The following is a 16,200-nucleotide window of genomic DNA, read 5'->3' on the forward strand; positions in this document are numbered from 1 at the left end:
TAGAGCGGCTCAGCGTCGGCGTAGCGGCCTTGTTCCCGGTATGACCACGCCAGGTCGCTAAGGCTCTCGGCCATCACTCGCGGCTGCCCATTGCCGCCCGCTTTCTCCACAAGCGCCAGCTTACGGCGGAAGAGCTGCTCGGCCTCTGCGTAGCGGCCCTGCCTCATGTACAGATTCGCCAACTTGTTGAGGGGGATCACCAGTGACAGGTCCTCGGTACCGCGTGCCTTCTCCTGGAACGTCAGTGTACTGCGGTGGAGCAGTTCGTCGTCGGCATAGCGGTCCTCCACTTGTCTAGTGTAGTCGAGCGCTGCCGAAAAGTTTCCTGCGCTGGCCGCCCGCGCTGCCAGTTCTCGCAACTGGTCGACCGATACCGTGGCGGCTGTTTCGGCTGTCGGCGGCTGCGGCGCTTCGGCCCACAAGGCAACCGGCTGCAGCAGAAGCGCGGCGAGCAGCAGGGCAGGAAGTGGACATTTGTTCACGGCGCGTCTCCTGGTTGGCCAATCGGTGGAACAATCGTTTTGGGCATTGTCGACTCAGACGAGCGACGACCGTTATTGTCAGGATGTTATTGCGCAGCGCGTCCGATAGCGTGTCACCGACCATAGTAAGCGGTGAGGAACGCAGCGCGTCTCTTGCGCCTTGTCTGCCAGCGGTGGTACGTTGCGTCGCTCTACGCGGCACTCATTACGGTACTCAAGGCACTTCCAGGCCAGACGTCGGCGACGCGAGCGCGTAGCTCGTGCTACGCCCACCGGCATCCCGTTTCACCAGGACGCCACGTTGCAGCAGCTCGTGGATATCCCGCAGCGCCGTATCGGAGGAACACTTGGCGATTGCGGCCCACTTGCCGCTGGTCAGTTGGCCTGCAAAGCCATCGAGCAACCGGTTGAGCAGTTTGATTTGCCGCGCGTTCATCGGCGTACCCGCCCAACGCTGCCAGAATCCCGCCTTGGCGAGCACCGCCGCCAGCTTCTCTTCAGTACCGTCGATGGCCCGCGGTAGGCAGCCGACGCACCATTCCAGCCAATCGCTGACCTCAAAAGGGTTCCCTGCTCGAACAAGCCGTTCGCATGCCCAAGGTTAAACAGAAAATCTCCGGCTGCTTCAGAACCAGGAAGGGCGCCGATACCTTCTGTACCCTCCGCTCCTATCTCGCCACCATGCACAAGCAGGGCGCCAATCTCTTCCAGGCACTTACCCTGACTTTCCAAGGCAACCCTCCTCAGCCTCGTTTCGCGTGAATTCGCCATCGGGGGGACCTGAGTAGTTACTATTTTTCATAGGTTGCAGGGCATACGTGGACTCTCACAATGGTATGCATCTTGCCGCTGGGACAGGTGTAGAAGCAGAACCGCATCTTTCCATCCTTCTGTTCCCCAATAAGCTGGCACATTTCCGTAACTTGTGCTAACTCGCCGAGCGGTTTCCGCCAGGTTTCGTTCCGATTTTTTTCTTCGGTCGGAGCGGGCTCCGTTTCAGCGGGCTCCCTCGTTCTGTTTGCCGGAACGGCGATTGCGGCCGTGCTGAGCACCAACATCAGACCCGCGGCGATGTTTCTCGATGACAGCGAACGAAATTTCATGTTGTCCTCCAGGATTGAAAAAAGGATCAAACAGACCAAGAGTTGGTAAGCCGAGCGTCACGCAAGACTCGGCCTCGTGAGAGCACGCGCCGGAAAGCGCATGCCTCCGCCTGAAAAACGCTGGCATCGCCGTGTCGGTGGCCAACACGCACAGGATCAAACAATCGTCCTGCCGACAGATGAAGCGCTTGCTTCCGGTGTTCATGCCGCGAGTGTCAACACCAGTTGAGGCCAATCAAGCTAATCACCGTAATGCGAGGGGTGAGGGAACGGCGTTGGACGATCGCGGGCGAAAACGTTCCCCTCCTGTGACCGACAAGGAGGTTGGCGGTACCTTGCGGCATTCCGTCTGTCGGCCGTCGGTTTGGGAAAGATCTGCATCGCTGTCAGCGTGTCGTCACGCCAGGTGACGACACGGATGCCGGAAAATTCGTTGCCAGATGACGATGCGCCAACGACGGGTTACCGCTTCTTCGGCCGCAAGGCGCCGATGCCAAGAAGGCCGAGGCTGAGCAAGGCGAGCGAACCCGGTTCGGGTACAGAACTTGTGAAGGGATCAAGCCGAAGGGCTCGGCACACGCCGCTCCTGCAACCATTGACAGCAATCTGCCCGAAATCGTTGATGTCGACTGCCGTTCTGAAATCCCAGCCAGCGGTCGGGGAGACCAGATCTTCGAGGTTTACCATGCCTATTCCCGGACGCCATAAGAAGGCTTCCTCGTCTCCCACGGAATCTGTTGACACCCCGACGATTATGCCGTGGTTGTTGATACCAAGCGCCATACTACGCCTGCCGCCCAGGGTGCCGAGGTCGAGATTGCCCGACCCGGTGCCGGAGAAGACAGTCGCGTGCGAACCAACCACAGCGGTGTCAGCCAGACCCACGATCTGGCCCAAGTTGTTGATCGCCATGGCTGCACTTCCAGCTCCGCCCAAAGTACCAAGATCAGTATTGGCCAAACCGGTTCCAGAGTAGAGAACAGCGCGGTAGGCAGCGTTCCCCGCAATCTGTGCTTCCCCTACCACCTGACCGTTGTCGTTAATGTTTGTGGCAAAGCTCTCGCTTCCTCCCAACGTTCCCAAATCAAGGTTTCCGGATCCTGTCCCGGAGAACAATGTCGCACGCCACTTCCCATTGCTCAATTGTGCATGACCAGCCATTTGGCCACGATTGTTGATTGTTTCCACGTAGCCTTGAGGTCCGCCGAGAGAACCCAAATCGGTAAGGTCCGAACCACCCACGCCGGAAAAGAGAAATCCGCGCTGCACAAACCCTTTCGTTAACGACCAACCGACGACCTGCCCGTTGTCGCTGATGTCAAAGCCAATGCTGTAGTCTGAATCCCCAATCGATCCGATATCAAGATTTTCGGAACCTGTTCCAGAGAACACGGTCGCGCGGGAATTGCGCCAGCGTGTGTCCGCAGCCCCGACGACTTGGCCGCGGTTGTTGATGTTTTGTGCGTTACTGTTTACTCCGCCCAGCGTTCCCAGATCTACGACGGAATACATCGGTGTCGCTTGTGCGGAACCGGCAAACACGCCGGCGGCTGCGCAACTGCTGACCAACATCCTGAAATTCATTTGCGATTATCCTTTCTGTATACCCATGTCATTTTCGTGGTCGACCGAGCGGCGTCGCAGCGCATCCACTCGTCCTGCGGGAAGCGCCTGCTCGCTGCCCGGCAGCGCCCGTCCCTCGGCAAAAGGCGCCGTGGAGCGACCGACGAAGAGCTGGCGTCTGGCAGGTAGGCTTCCTCGAGGCTGCAACGACCTGATCGTGGTCCGATCGCTTTCGCCTCTCTGCTACAGACGAGCGACGGCGGCTCCTGTCAGATCTGTTTCTTTGCGGAGTTGATCAAGGCGCTGGACGGACAGTCAGACCACGCCAACACGCCTGGCCCGCGGCCGCCTCGGACGGCGCAGGCACAGGATGTCGATCGGGGCGAGCGATTCCTTTGCCTACGACGCGTCGCCAAACAGGATGAACGGTGCCCAGTAGTAGGGATGGGAAAACGGACTCCTGGGATCGGCCGTGAAGGAATTGGTGGCCGCGATGGCTCGCACTCCACTGCCGCCTCGGATTCCGGTCGTGTAAACCGGAGTGGGCTTCAGCTTGCCACTGAGCAGGCCCTGCTGTGCCTCGCGCAGCGCAGCGGCCTTCGACTTCCCGCCGGCGCGGGCAAGATAGAACGCGCGCATCACTTCCGGCGTCGTCAGGTCTGCGACTTCCCAGAGCGTCGCCAGGACGTTCTGTGCGCCCTTGTTCTGCGCCAGCACGGCGAAGCCTTCCACTTCGCGGCCGTCGGCGGTGCGTCCGCCGTGCAGCGCCGTTTCGCAGGCGGAGAGCGCCAACAGGTCGACGCCGGCGAACGAATAATCACCTTGGCGCAAAGTCATCAGCGGCAGACGATTGCCGTCGCCAAGCAGCAGAAACGAATCGCTCTCGTTGCCGGCGACGAACCGGAAGTGGCTGGCGATGTGCAGCAGCGGGTACGATTGCTTGAGGCTCTGGCGTAGCCGTTCGGCGGTGAACTGGTCGTCGAGATAGACCTCGGCGCTGAGCTTGCCGCTCTTGCGCAGCAGGTCGATTTCCTGCTGCACGTTGGGCAAGGCGGGGAAGCCGGCGTGCGCGCGCGTCGAGCCGAAAGCGGCCAGACGGCTGGGGACGCCGCTGTGCTTTGCTCGCGTGCCGGATACGGCCGCGGTATGCAGCGACAGGGCGTAGCGTTCGACGAGGTAGTGCTCGCCATCGTGCAGGGCGGCGAACGGAATGTAGCGCAGTGCGCCTTCGAGCGAGAGCAGCAGGTGGTCGATTTGGCCGGCTTCGAGGTCGGCGGCAACCGGTCCGATCAAGTCGCGGTATAGCGCCTGCGCGGCCGGACGCGGGTCGAGAGCTTGAGTGCTGAGCGCGACCCGGAACTCGATCAGTTGCTTGCCGATGTCTCTGCCGTCGATGGTCACGCGTCGGACCACGCTTTGCTGGGCGGTAGTGAGCATGATGTGCACGCGGTTGCCGACCAGCAGGTATTCGAGTAATGCGGCCTGTCCGCCAAGGTCGGCGATCTGCCGGCGCGCCTGGGCGAGCGCGGCGTCTTGCTGGCGCCGCTCGTCGGCAGCAAGGCGTTGCGCGTCGGTTGGTAACTGCTCGACGACACCGGCGAACCAGGCTTCGAAACCTTGGCCGAGTTGCTCCCGGCGTGCGGCCAAATCGACAAGTTCTGGCTGCGGGGCGGTGGCTGACGCATCGTTGCCGGCGACTGACTGCGCTTGCCGTGCCCTGTGTTCGTCGGCCAGGCGAAGGCTTTCGGCGGCCAGCGCCTCCTCCTGTTCGGCCCAGGATTGTTCGGCCCGGCTGTAAGGCAGACGGCTGACGGGCGCGTCGGGGCCGATTTGACCACGGATGAAATCGCGGTACTCGTCTTCCTTGAGGTGTTTGAGCACTTCGCGCGCTTCGGCGAGCCGGCCTTGCTCGATCAACAGTTCGGCAAGCTCGTGGTACACGCTGTCTGCAGTGCCCAGGAAAGCTTTCTGGTACCCCTCTCTTGAGCTCGCCTTCAGGTTGGCGCGCAGGCGTTGCAAGGTGTTGACTGCGTGTTTGCCAAAGAATATGGCGACGTCCGGCGCCCGTTGGGCGTAGAACCGGCTGAGGTTGCCGTTCAGCTTCCAGAGCAGTTCCGGCGTGCCGGCGCTGAGCCCCAGACGCCAGGCGCGCCGGTACAGGGCGAGCGCTTCGTCGGGGCGGTCGGCGGCGAGCAGCAGGGCGAGATTATTGAGGTCGCTGGCGATCGCCGGGTGATCGGGTGCGTAATACTTTTCGTCGATCGCCAGCGCACGGCGATAGAGCGCTTCGGCGTCGGCGTTACGGCCGGCAGCGCGCAGGATGCCGGCGAGGTTGCTCGCCCGAATAGCGACGCTGGGATGATCCGCGCCGCGGGTGCGCTCGCCAATCGCCAGCGCGCGGCGCGCCAGCGCCTCGGCTTCGGCCAGTTGTCCGGTCTCCTTGAGCACCAGCGCCAGATTGTTGCAGTCGGTGCCGATTTCTGGATGGTCGGCGCGGTAGATTTTTTCGTCGATCGCCAGCGCGTCCCGATAGTGCTTTTCGGCGTCGGCGTAGCGACCGATTCTGCGCAGCAGCCCCGCCAGGTTGTTGCGCATGGTCGCCGTGTCGCCATGGTCAGCGCCGCGGCTTGCTTCCAAAATCTTCAGCGCACGAGAGAAAGCGGTTTCCGCTTCGCCATAGCGGCCGGTTTCCTGTAGCAGCAGTGCCAGATTGTTGAGGCGGAGGGCGACTTGTGGACTGTCGCCGCCGCTTTCCTGTTCGGCAATCGCCAGGGCACGGCGGTAGATCTCTTCGGCTTCGGCGTAGCGACCAGCCGCGCGCAGCAGGCCGGCCAGGTTGTTCAGGCGCAGGCCGATCGTGGCCGGCGATGTGCCGGGGGTGGCTTCGCCAATGGCCAGCGCGCGGCGAAGTAATGGCTCCGCTTCAGCCGGCCTGCCGACGTCGCGCAAGAACAGGGCCAGATTGGTGAGGTGGGTCGCCGCGTCCGGATGATCGCTGCCGAGCGCCTGTTCAGCGGTGGCAAGCGCCTGCCGGAGGTGCGCTTCGGCTTCGGTGTAGCGCGCCAGTTTGAACAGCGTCCTGCCCACGTCGCCCAGTGCTGTCGCGGTTGTCTCGTCGAGGCGCTCGCCTGCTGCTCGCTTCGCTGCCAGCACCTGCTGATAGAGCGCCAGCGCTGCTGTGTAGTTCTTCTCCTCAAATAGCTGGTCAGCTTGGTTCGTGAGGGTGTCGATCTGCGTCGCCGGCGACGCGGCGTTCTGTCCGTCGGCAGGCGCGCCGATTGCCGGCAGCGACAGCAGACAGGCAATCACCAGACAGGTGCTGCGCAGGGCGGGGATTACGAGACGGGTGTGTTGCGGGTTCATGGTTCGATCTCCAAGAGCGCGGGGGGCCGACCGTTGCGTTGAATCCACGCCTGCGCTTCGGGTGTGTCGCCGAGGCGGGCGGCGACATCCTGCAGCGCTTCGAAGCGCCAGGCACCGTCTTCCTGCTCGGCCATCCATTGCGCCGCCGAGAGCCACGCCGGCTGCGCCGATGCCGCTGGCAGCGCCGGTGCGGATGGGCGCTGCGCCGACGGAACGACGTCGATCTGCTCTGCCACAAGGCGTGCGCCCGCCTGGTCGGTAATCGTCAGTACGTGTCGGCCACTGGTCAGGTTGGATGCCGGGAGAAACGCTTCGCACACCTTCAGGTCGCTCGACTCGGTGAGCGGTGTGGTCGTGCCTTCCCGCTGCAAGCTGACGCGAAAAGGCGGCAGACCGCCGTGCCAGACGACGAAGATGCGCCGCCGGCCTTCGCTGAGCAGAGATTTTGACGCGTGCAGCCAAGGCATGTCGAAAGCAACCGGGATGTTGCTGCCGTCGCTGTTGGCGCACTCGCGGTTTGCCGCGGCGAGGTAAGCGTAGGCCTGATCGGCCTCCGGAACTGTTCGATGCGGGGCGAGCTGGCGTAGCGCTTCGAGCGTCCACGCTCGCCCGTGCCCATCGACCAGGCGCAACGCTTGTATCGCCGTCCGCCAGGCGACTTTCTTCGGGTCGACGGCGACGCCGGCTCGAGGGGCTTGCGCGGCGTGCTGCGCGCCATCGACGATGCGCAAGCGCAGGCGGCAAGACTCCTCCGGGCCGCCGCGGATCGCCAGCTCGAAAACCTGTCCCGGCGCACCGACCGCCGGCAGGCGCAACTCCGCTGCCTTCTCCTCGAGGGTGATCGAAGCGCCGGCAGCGTCGCCGCGCGCGTTCAGCAGCGTCAGCCTGCCACCGGCACCAGGTGCGATCGGTACGATGACGCCACCAAGCTGGTCGATGACCAACCAGTCGGTATGGGCCGCCACCTTGCACAGAGCGTTTCCGATCTGACCTCCGCGCGCGGCAGCGGTCAGCGGCGCGTGCTTGTTCTGTCCAACTGTGGTCAAGGCCGCCAGCAGGCGCAGCAGCGCGATGCGCTCCTGCGAGCGGCTGCCGGGTCCGTGCTGGGCCGCTTCGATCTCGGCGCCTTTCCAACAGCCGGCTTGCTGCGCGGTATGCGCGAAGTCGCTGCCGCGGTCGCTGCGGCGCAGCCATACCGTCGCGCCACGGTGTAGAAAGCAGAGGCGCTCCCCGACATTGAGCACGCTGCCTACCTGCGCCGGTCGCGCGCTGCCCTGCGCGGACTGCACGGTCACGCCGGCGTCTGTCCGGGAAACGATCAGGCTCGCTGCGCCGGCCGCGGGATTTGCCGACATGGAGCCCGCTACCGAAGCAAGGATCAGCCCGGCGAACGATCGAAGGATGGACATACTGGTTTTCTCCGATGGACGGGATATTGAAACGGCATCGTGCGAAATGGCCAGAAGCGGCGATCCGCGCTGCGCATGCTATTCCCCCAGCATATACTCGCGGCACACAGCCAGTGCCTGCCTGAGCCGGCGTGCCGAATCGCAGAGGTATTGGCGCGTAGCTCCCGGCGTCTTGTCGAGCATGTCGGCGATCTCCTGCACATCGCTCTGCTCGACCAGACGCGCCCACAGGGCCCACGCGGCCTGTGGGTGACGGTGCCTGAACGTCCGAAAGTGCCGCCGAACGCAGTCGATGAATTCGCCGCGTATTGCCGCATCGAGCGGTTCTTCGTCGGCCGGCAGCATGCTCTGCGCGATCGCCGCTTCTTCGCTTTCGTCGATGCTGACCATCTGTAGAGCCGAGTTATGGCGATGATCATCGATAATCAGGTTTGTCACGCAGCGGGCAAGCCAGGTGAACAACGAACACTCGCCGCGATAGCCGCCGGATCGGGAGAAAACCTTGATGAACGCCTGGGTGACGAAATCGGCTACCGCTTCTTCCGGCAGCTTGGGGTTACGCAGCCGGACGTGCCGCATCAAGCGGTCGAAATGGCGCTGGTAAATCGCCGCCATCGCCGCTTTTCTTGCGTCTGCGTTGCCATCGGCAAGCGCGCGCATCGCCGCCAGATCGTCCATTTCCGCCAAAGCGTGCTTTCCCCCAAGAGCATGAATGGGTTGGATACGTCAGGCGAAATAGTAACGCTTTTCCCATAGTTTTTGCAGGGTATTCGATGCTCGTGCAGGTGTGAGGTTAGCGGCGAGATTGCCGATCAGCCAGGACGTAGCGAGGTGATCACCATCTGGCGCGCTCGCTGCGATGGAACCAATCAACCCGGTTTGCCCTACGCGCCGGCCCTGGCGCCATAGGGCCGCGCGGGAAGCCTTGTGCTTCCCGTCTTGTGGCCACTTCTCCACCCGGCGAACGGCGCCCCGCTTACGATGCCACGCGCCGCGCCGACGAGCCAGGGTGGTCGATACAGACTCAGAAAACCAGGCCGTTACGACAACAGTCAGGAATCCCGCCATTCGCGATACATTGGAGAATGGCTAGCTGGTTCGCGCCTTGCTGGGTGTTCGCCATGCCACTTCCCGACCGGCTGGTTACAGCACAATATGCGGTCGCGGTAAAAGCGACTCCTGCCAGGTGCACACCCTGCAAACAACAGTCAGGAACCCCACCAGCGGCAACGCAATATCCAATGGCATTCGATGCAGCGATTTGGTGTGTCTGGCCATATCCCATTCCCGTCGCGCCAGTGATGCTGCAATATGACCGGGCAGCGAACACCGTACCGCCGATTGCTGCTGCGGGGACGAGCAACAATGTTGCAGTCATCAACGGCATGACTCTCCCCGCCCACGTTCTTCCCATTCCCTTCTCCTGAGATGTCAAGGGAAGCGCAGGTTCAATGGCAGCGCAGCAAAGCAGACCGCACGACTGACCAGGCTGCAGTCAACCGGATGTGCGCTCTCTGTTCACGAACTGGATTGAATCAGTGCTTCCTTCGTTGTAGCGATTGCGATCGCCGTCGGCAATCCACCCGCGAAACCTTCGAGCAGGCTTGCCGAACTTGGTCAATACTTGGGCACGTACGGTTGATGACGATAACGTTGATACATTTCCATTCGCTGGATCTCACGATTCCGTCGCTCAATGGCTTCGCGCTGAGCATTCTGATAGCGAATACAGGACGATTGATCACCTCTTTGACAGTTCATGAGCTGGCTCTGAATCCAGTTATCCTCCTCACGTTCTCGCTGATACTTCTGCATCATGCCCTGCAATAGTTGTTCCGAAGCACTCGTTTGCGCCGATAAGGGCAGGCTCCAGAGGATTATCAGGCTGAAAAAAGCTATGCGCATTCCATTTGCTCCTATAAGAAGTAGAAGTGACAACTACTCACACAACAATTCCTATTCGCAGGGCGACTCACGAACAGGCAACAAAGCCATGATGATTGGCGACGGACTCACCACCGAACGACGAAAGCGAAGTCAAGAATCCGGGCTTTCACGGGAGCCGATCCAGATGACGGCTGGCTCGGGGAGCTTCTCTTGTCGCTCGGCTGGTGTCCTGTTGATACCGACGCACGAAACAGATTTCTGTCAGTTTTTTCAACAGCAACCCTGACAAATCGGTGCTTGCCTCGTCTAGGGGAGAGTGGGCGCCGCCGCTGCGCCTCGTACACACGGAGAGGAGAATATTGATGGCATCGGCAGTGATCGCTTTGCCTTTTGGGCGTGCGCGCTGCGTACGCTTGCTTGGTAGTGCCCGAGGCAGCAGGAGACGCGCATGTCTGTGCCCGACGAGCTGAGCGCCGCAGCGGTCGAACGCTCTTCCAGCCTCCATTCGTACCACGACTACGCGCGGCTCCTGATCCGAGCGGTCTTCGCGCTCTCGGCTTTGCAGCGTCAGGCACGCAGCCTGGCGCTGGCCGAAGAAGAAACGCGACTGGCCGAGACGATTGCTCGACTGGAGCAGGGCGTCTTCACGATTGCTGTCGTCGGCGAGTTCAAGCGCGGCAAGTCGACACTGATCAACGCCTTGCTCGGCACGGCAGCGTTGCCGATGGATGTGCTGCCGACGACCGCCGCGCTGACGCGAGTGGTCTATGGCCGCAACGCCGAGGCAACGCTGGTCTGGCGCGATGGCAATCGCGAGCGGATTCCTCTGGCCGCACTGGCCGACTATGTGACCAAGAGCGATCCGGTGGCGCAGGAGCGAGCGCGCGCGATCGGCGAGGCAATCGTGGCGTATCCGACGCTGTTCTGCCAGAACAATGTGAACATCGTCGATACGCCCGGTTTGTCCGACGAGCGGGCGATGAGCGAAATGGCGCTTGGCATTCTGCCGACGGCCGATGCGGCGGTGATGGTGATTTCGGCGCTAACGCCGTTCGCGCAGAGCGAAGCGACGTTTCTCGGCCAGTTGTTGGACCATCTCGACGCAAACCGCCTGTTCTTCGTCGTCACCTATATCGACAAACTGCGCAGTCAGGCCGAGCGTGAGCGGGTGCTGGGGGAGATTCGGCGCCGTCTCGTCGCGACGCTCGAGGCGGCGCAGTCCTATCCTGAGAGTGGCACTCCGTTACGCTTGTTCGCCATTTCGGCGTATCAGGCGCTGCGCGGCAAGGAATCGCACGACAGCGCAGTATACGCGGCGAGCTGCTTTGCCGATCTCGAGACGGCGCTCGAACAGTATCTGGCGCGTGATCGCGGCGCGGCGACGCTGACGCAGGTGACGCGCGTCATCAGCGAGTCAACGAGCCACCAGATCGCCGAACTCAACGCGGCGGTCGAGCGCGCTCACAGCCGCGAGTCCGGCGAGGCGCAACGCTTCGAGCGCCGCCAGGCGGAACTGTCGGCGGTGGTGGCGGCGATCGACGAACGCGTCGGCGGCGTCGCCGCACGAACCGGGCTGGGCAGTCAGCGAGTGCGCGAGATCCTCGCCCGGCGTCGGCAGGAGATTCTGTCGGCCGCCGAGCGGGCGATCGCCACAGTGCAGTTGTCCGACGAACATCTGGCTGATCAGGAAGCGCGCGCGGCGGTGATTCGGCAGGCACTGGCCGGCGCGGTGCACCCGTTGATTGAGCGGCTGGGCGGCGAACTGACGGCGGTGGTGACCGACTGGAGCCGGAATGAGGACGAGGCAATTCGGTTGATCGGCCGACGGCTGGACACTGCTCTGGCGGATCGCGAAACCAATGGCGAGGTTTTGCCGGTGGCCTTTGTCGCACCCCCCGAGCGGCCGGAAGCGGGGGCGACGCTGCCGCTGGCCCAGCAGAGCGTGAGTGCACTGGCCGCTTTTTCGCGCGCTTTCAGGGACTCGTTCCAGCCCACCGGCGGCTTGCTTGCCGAACCCGCGCTCGGTGCGGCGGGCTGGGCACTGACCAACGACACGGTGCAGGGGAGTTGGCGAACGATGCGCGGCTGGTTGACCAAGGACGGTTCGGCCAAGGCCGACAATCAGTTGCGCGAAAAGCGCGAACAGGTGCGCGCGAGTCTGCGCCGAGCATACATTGGCGAGACGCGCGAACAAATCGGCAAGCTGTTCGTCGCCCTCGAACTCGAAAGCAAGGCGCTGGCAGCGATATCGGCTCTTGGCAACGGCGTCGGTGCGACCCTGGCTCGGGAGAGCGCGCACGTTGGCAAGGTTGTGGAGTGGCGCCGGGTCGAGCTGCGCATCGAGCGCGAGCGGCGGCGAACCGCGAATCTACTGCATCTTCGCTCGTTGACCGAGATGCAAAGCGAAACGCGCCAGATCGCCGAGCGGGCGGCAGCGGACGCGCACCTGCTGGCGATGGCCTTTGCCGTCGACCCAGCGGCAACGATAACGCCGGATGCAGTGGACAGTTTTTCTCACGGAGACCAGACATGACGAAAGAAGAAGTGCGGCCGAGGGAGATCGGCCACGAGCGGAACGCGACGATGGCTACGTTCATCGATTACAAACGCGTGCTGATGAGCCTGACCAACGACTTGCGCCGCCTGAACGAGTTCGTCGGCGAGCTGGATCTCAAGGAGAGCTCGGTCCTGATCGACGAGGTGCTCGATCGTCTGGAGAACGATAGCTTCACGGTTGCTGTCGTCGGCGAGTTCAAGCGCGGCAAGAGCACCTTCATCAATGCGCTACTTGGTGGCACGGTGTTGCCGATGGACGTGCTGCCGTGTTCGGCGACCTTGAACCGTGTTTCCTATGGCCTGACGCCACGCGTCGTCGTGCGCTACAAGGATGGGCGCGAGGAGGACGTGCCGCCCGATCAATTGGCGGAGTACGTGACCAAGCTAACTGATCAGTCGGAAGAGACTTCAGCGACGGTCGACGAGGCGACAGTGTATTACCCGAGCCCATATTGCCGTAACAACGTCGACGTGATCGACACGCCGGGCCTCAACGACAGCGAGGCGATGACCTCGGTGACACTTTCAGTGTTGCCGAAGATCGATGCGGCGATCATGGTGATTCTCGGCCAGGCGCCGTTCAGCGAGTACGAACGGGATTTTCTCGAGAATCGCCTGCTGACCGCCGACCTCGGGCGCGTCGTATTCGTGGTCAACGGCATCGACAATTTCAACCGGCCGCAGGACGCGCAGCGGGCGGTGCAAGGCATCGAGCGGCGCATTCAGCAGCAGGTGATGGAACGTGCCAAGGAGCAGTTCGGGCCCGGTTCGCCGGAATACGAAACCTACGTCAAGAAGATCGGCCGGCCGCGTGTGTTCGGCCTGTCGGCCTTCCAGGCGCTCGAGGCGAAGCAGAGCGGCGACCAGGCTTTGCTCGAACGAAGCGGTTTTCCGGTCTTCGAGGTCGAGCTGCAGCGCTTCCTGACCGAGCGGCGCGGCGCGATCCGGCTGCAGGTGCCAGTCAATCGCGCGCTCGGCACCTGCCGTGACGTGCTGACGGCACTCGAGTTGCGCCGTAGCGCGATGAAGTTGCAGCGCGACGATTTCGAGAAGGCCTATCGCGATTCCGAGCGTGAGCTTGAAGATCTCAAGCAACGCAAGGCTGACGAGATGGCAAGAATCGAGGCTGCGAGTGATGAAACTCGCCGCAAACTGGCGCCACTGGTCGATGATCTGCCCGATGCTTTAACGCTGGCCGCTAGCCAGGCAATAGATCAGGCTGATATCGGTGTTGACGACATCAAGGACGCGAAGAAGCTCAAGGAGCGCTTGGGCAAGCTGGTCGACAACGTTCTGCGCCGGCAGAGCGAGAAACAGTCTCTGGCGATCGAAACGCAGATCAACGCGGCACTGGCTGCCGAAGTCGAGCGTCTGGCCGAATTCAGCGGCGCCGTTGGCGGACTGATGGAAAAGATCAATCTGAACTTCGGCGGGGTGCCGGTCGAAGAGAGCGTGCATGGTCGCGGCGAAGTCGCGGCGGCGGCGATCGCCGTCGTAACCGGGTTTGGCGGCCTCTGGTCGGGTTATCGCGAAGCCGGGGTCAAAGGCGCCGCCGTGGGCGCGGTCGCTTCGGTCGGGACAATGGTTGCGGCCAGCGTGCTGCTTACCATCTTCTCGGCGCCGCTCACCGTTCCGGTGGCGGTCGCCGTCGGGCTTGCCTCGATTCTACCCGGCAAGCTGGCGGCCGGACGGCTGTTTCGCCAGGAAAAGATCGATCGCTTCCGCGCCAGCTACAAGGAAGGTGTACTTGCTGAACTGGCACAGGGTCTGACCAAAGTCAATTTCAAGTTCCAGGTCTATGACCAGGTCAACACGGCTTTCGAGCAGTTGCGAGAAGCGGTGCGCAAGGAAGCCAACGCGGCGCTCGACAACGCTGAAAAGACACTGCTCGATCTCCGGCTGCGTTATGAGCGGGACGTCGGTCTTGGCAACCTGGAGCGTCAGCGGTTCGCGCTGATTGAACAGGAGGCACACCGCATCAGTGAGGCCTCGGCGCGCCTGTCAAAACAGTTGGTCGAAATTCTGGAGATCTAGTGCATGGCGATCGCTCTTCCTGAACTAGCCGATCCGACCTTGGCCTTGCCGATCGATTTCGAGGCCTACGTCGAGCAGCGCGAAAGGCAACAGCAGCGGCATCTGGTCGAGGGTATTCCGGATTACAGCTTCTCGCTGGATCGTAGACTACGTGCCCGATTGACCGCCATTGCGCCGATCCGCTGGGCGACGCGGGCACTTGTTCACCATCTCGAACCCATTTATCAACATCTTTACACGATGCAGGGGGTGGCCGTAGGTCCGAACCAGTATCCCGAGATTCATGCCTTGGGTGAGAAATGCGCCGAGCGGCTGGGAATCGGCGTGCCGCGTATCTTCGTCGTCTTCTCTCCCGAGCCGAATGCCATGACGCTGGCTTCCGACGACACGCGGCCGAGCATCCTGCTGACGACCGGGCTGGTGCGCGCCTTGAGTGAGGCCGAACTGCTCGCAGTGATTGGCCATGAATGCGGCCACATCCACAATCTGCATGGCGCGTTTCACGCTTTGGCCGAGCTTGTTAGCAATCCGCTGGCCAGAGCGTTACTCTCGGCGCTCACGGCCGCAGGTGTGGCTGCCGGACTGCTGCGTCTGGTTACAGGGCTGCTACAGACCTCGATGGTGCTGTTTCTGGCTCGCTGGTCGCGCTGCGCCGAGGTGACCTGCGACCGCGCCGGTGCAATCTGTGCCAACGATGCGCGGATGATGATGAGTGCTCTGGCCAGAATTCAAACTGGTGGCGAAGAGTCTCTGCGCGGCATTGATCTCGACACCTACGTTCGTCAGGTCAGCGTGGTCAAAAAGACGCCAGTCCGCTTGCTCGAACTCGGCGATACACATCCATTGGCACACAAGCGCGTCGAAGCAGTTCGCCTGTTTTCCGAGAGCGATGTGTACCGCTCGTGGTGCGCAAGCGACGCACCAGCAACCCGCTTGATCAGCGAAGTTGACGCTGATTGCGAGGCGTTGATCCGCGTTTGGGACACGCACAGCGCCGCTGAACGAAAGAGTGAAAACAATGGGTAAACAAGGTAGCCAGACAGATTCGGAGGTGATTGGCGCTGGCAGCCGACCGATCTGCTACGACGGAGAAGCGCTGCGGGCAGAAGTAGGGAGGCTGCTCGCTGCGCTGCGTGCACGTTTGTCAACCGGGCCGTACCGGGATTTACTCGGCGAGAATGTCGTTGCTGGCCTTGAGGCGGATACCCTGGCGATTGCCGATCACCTGGGGTCGCCATTCCGAATCGTCGTTGTCGGCGACTTCAAGCGCGGCAAGTCATCGTTAATCAATGCCATGTTGCGCCAGCCGTTACTGAGTGTTGATGTATTGCCGGAAACGCTCGCAATTACTGAGGTTCGCTACGGCGCGACGTTTGATGCCCGACTGGTGATGAAGGATGGCGGCTTTCTGCCGATCAAGTCTGACGAACTGCACCGACAGACAATTGAACCGTTGATCGAAAAATACGCCAACCAGATTGACCATCTTTGTATCGCGCTACCGATGCAGGGGCTCGAAGGCGTCGTCTGGGTTGACACGCCTGGCACCGGCGACATTTTCCGATGTATTGAAGATGCCGTGGCGGCGTATCTGGACCGCTCCGATGTTGTCATCGGCGTGCTCTCACCGCATTCGCCGCTGTCACAGTCGGAACAGACGTTCTTCCGGCAAGTGCTGGCCCCGCGTGACTTTCCGAAGCTTTGTTTTGTACTCAACATGCTCGACCACGTTCGTCAGCCAGGTGATCGAAAGCGTCTGGTCGATGAGGTGCGAGGCCGTCTTTCGCGATCGTTTCCTGGCGC

Annotated in this window: 11 protein-coding genes and 2 pseudogenes; 5 read left to right on the forward strand and 8 right to left on the reverse strand. The window is 62.2% G+C overall.

Features of this window, described 5'->3' with window-relative positions; all coding sequences use genetic code 11:
• The coding region (locus CAPSK01_RS22445; RefSeq protein ID WP_273703384.1) for a tetratricopeptide repeat protein at window positions 1–482 on the reverse strand (482 nt) is incomplete at its 3' end.
• Between the two features lie 214 nt (window positions 483–696).
• A pseudogene (locus CAPSK01_RS08860) lies at window positions 697–1,041 on the reverse strand (DUF4172 domain-containing protein); the annotation flags it as partial.
• A gap of 26 nt (window positions 1,042–1,067) precedes the next feature.
• Here CAPSK01_RS08860 and CAPSK01_RS08865 point away from each other — a divergent pair.
• Window positions 1,068–1,244: pseudogene (locus CAPSK01_RS08865) on the forward strand (IS66 family transposase); the annotation flags it as partial.
• A 234-nt stretch (window positions 1,245–1,478) separates the two neighbouring features.
• On the opposite strand, the gene CAPSK01_RS22450 reads toward CAPSK01_RS08865, so the two are convergent.
• The 6 genes from CAPSK01_RS22450 to CAPSK01_RS08895 form a co-directional block, all read right to left on the reverse strand.
• Window positions 1,479–1,790 (reverse strand): hypothetical protein, encoded by a 312-nt coding sequence (locus CAPSK01_RS22450; RefSeq protein WP_273703385.1) that lies wholly within the window; start codon window positions 1,788–1,790, stop codon window positions 1,479–1,481.
• Window positions 1,791–2,047: 257 nt separating this feature from the next.
• Entirely contained in the window at window positions 2,048–3,169 is a 1,122-nt protein-coding gene (locus CAPSK01_RS22455; RefSeq protein ID WP_273703386.1) for a PEP-CTERM sorting domain-containing protein, read from the reverse strand.
• Window positions 3,170–3,547: 378 nt separating this feature from the next.
• Complete coding sequence (locus CAPSK01_RS22460) at window positions 3,548–6,511, reverse strand: tetratricopeptide repeat protein (protein ID WP_273703387.1); 2,964 nt, start codon at window positions 6,509–6,511, stop codon at window positions 3,548–3,550.
• Window positions 6,508–7,920, reverse strand: a complete 1,413-nt coding sequence (locus CAPSK01_RS08885; RefSeq protein WP_034925499.1) for a hypothetical protein — start codon at window positions 7,918–7,920, stop codon at window positions 6,508–6,510. The genes CAPSK01_RS22460 and CAPSK01_RS08885 overlap by 4 nt, the downstream gene beginning before the upstream one ends.
• Window positions 7,921–7,998: 78 nt before the next feature.
• A complete protein-coding gene (locus tag CAPSK01_RS08890) occupies window positions 7,999–8,598 on the reverse strand; it encodes a sigma-70 family RNA polymerase sigma factor (RefSeq protein ID WP_034925501.1) in 600 nt (199 codons plus the stop codon).
• A gap of 939 nt (window positions 8,599–9,537) precedes the next feature.
• On the reverse strand, window positions 9,538–9,825 hold the full coding sequence (locus tag CAPSK01_RS08895; protein WP_034925504.1) for a hypothetical protein: 288 nt from the start codon (window positions 9,823–9,825) through the stop codon (window positions 9,538–9,540).
• 430 nt (window positions 9,826–10,255) lie between these two features.
• Between CAPSK01_RS08895 and CAPSK01_RS08900 the strand changes: the two genes are divergently transcribed.
• From CAPSK01_RS08900 to CAPSK01_RS22465, 4 genes are all read left to right on the forward strand, one after another.
• Entirely contained in the window at window positions 10,256–12,340 is a 2,085-nt protein-coding gene (locus CAPSK01_RS08900; RefSeq protein ID WP_034925507.1) for a dynamin family protein, read from the forward strand.
• A complete protein-coding gene (locus tag CAPSK01_RS08905) occupies window positions 12,337–14,397 on the forward strand; it encodes a dynamin family protein (RefSeq protein WP_273703388.1) in 2,061 nt (686 codons plus the stop codon). Before CAPSK01_RS08900 ends, CAPSK01_RS08905 begins: the two co-directional genes overlap by 4 nt.
• A 3-nt stretch (window positions 14,398–14,400) precedes the next feature.
• Window positions 14,401–15,423, forward strand: coding sequence for a M48 family metallopeptidase (locus CAPSK01_RS08910; RefSeq protein WP_273703389.1), 1,023 nt, complete (start codon window positions 14,401–14,403; stop codon window positions 15,421–15,423).
• A partial coding sequence (locus CAPSK01_RS22465; RefSeq protein ID WP_273703464.1) for a dynamin family protein occupies window positions 15,416–16,200 on the forward strand: 785 nt, incomplete at its 3' end. The genes CAPSK01_RS08910 and CAPSK01_RS22465, both read left to right, overlap by 8 nt.

It is taken from the genome of Candidatus Accumulibacter vicinus, assembly GCF_000584955.1.
GTDB classification, from domain to species: domain Bacteria; phylum Pseudomonadota; class Gammaproteobacteria; order Burkholderiales; family Rhodocyclaceae; genus Accumulibacter; species Accumulibacter vicinus.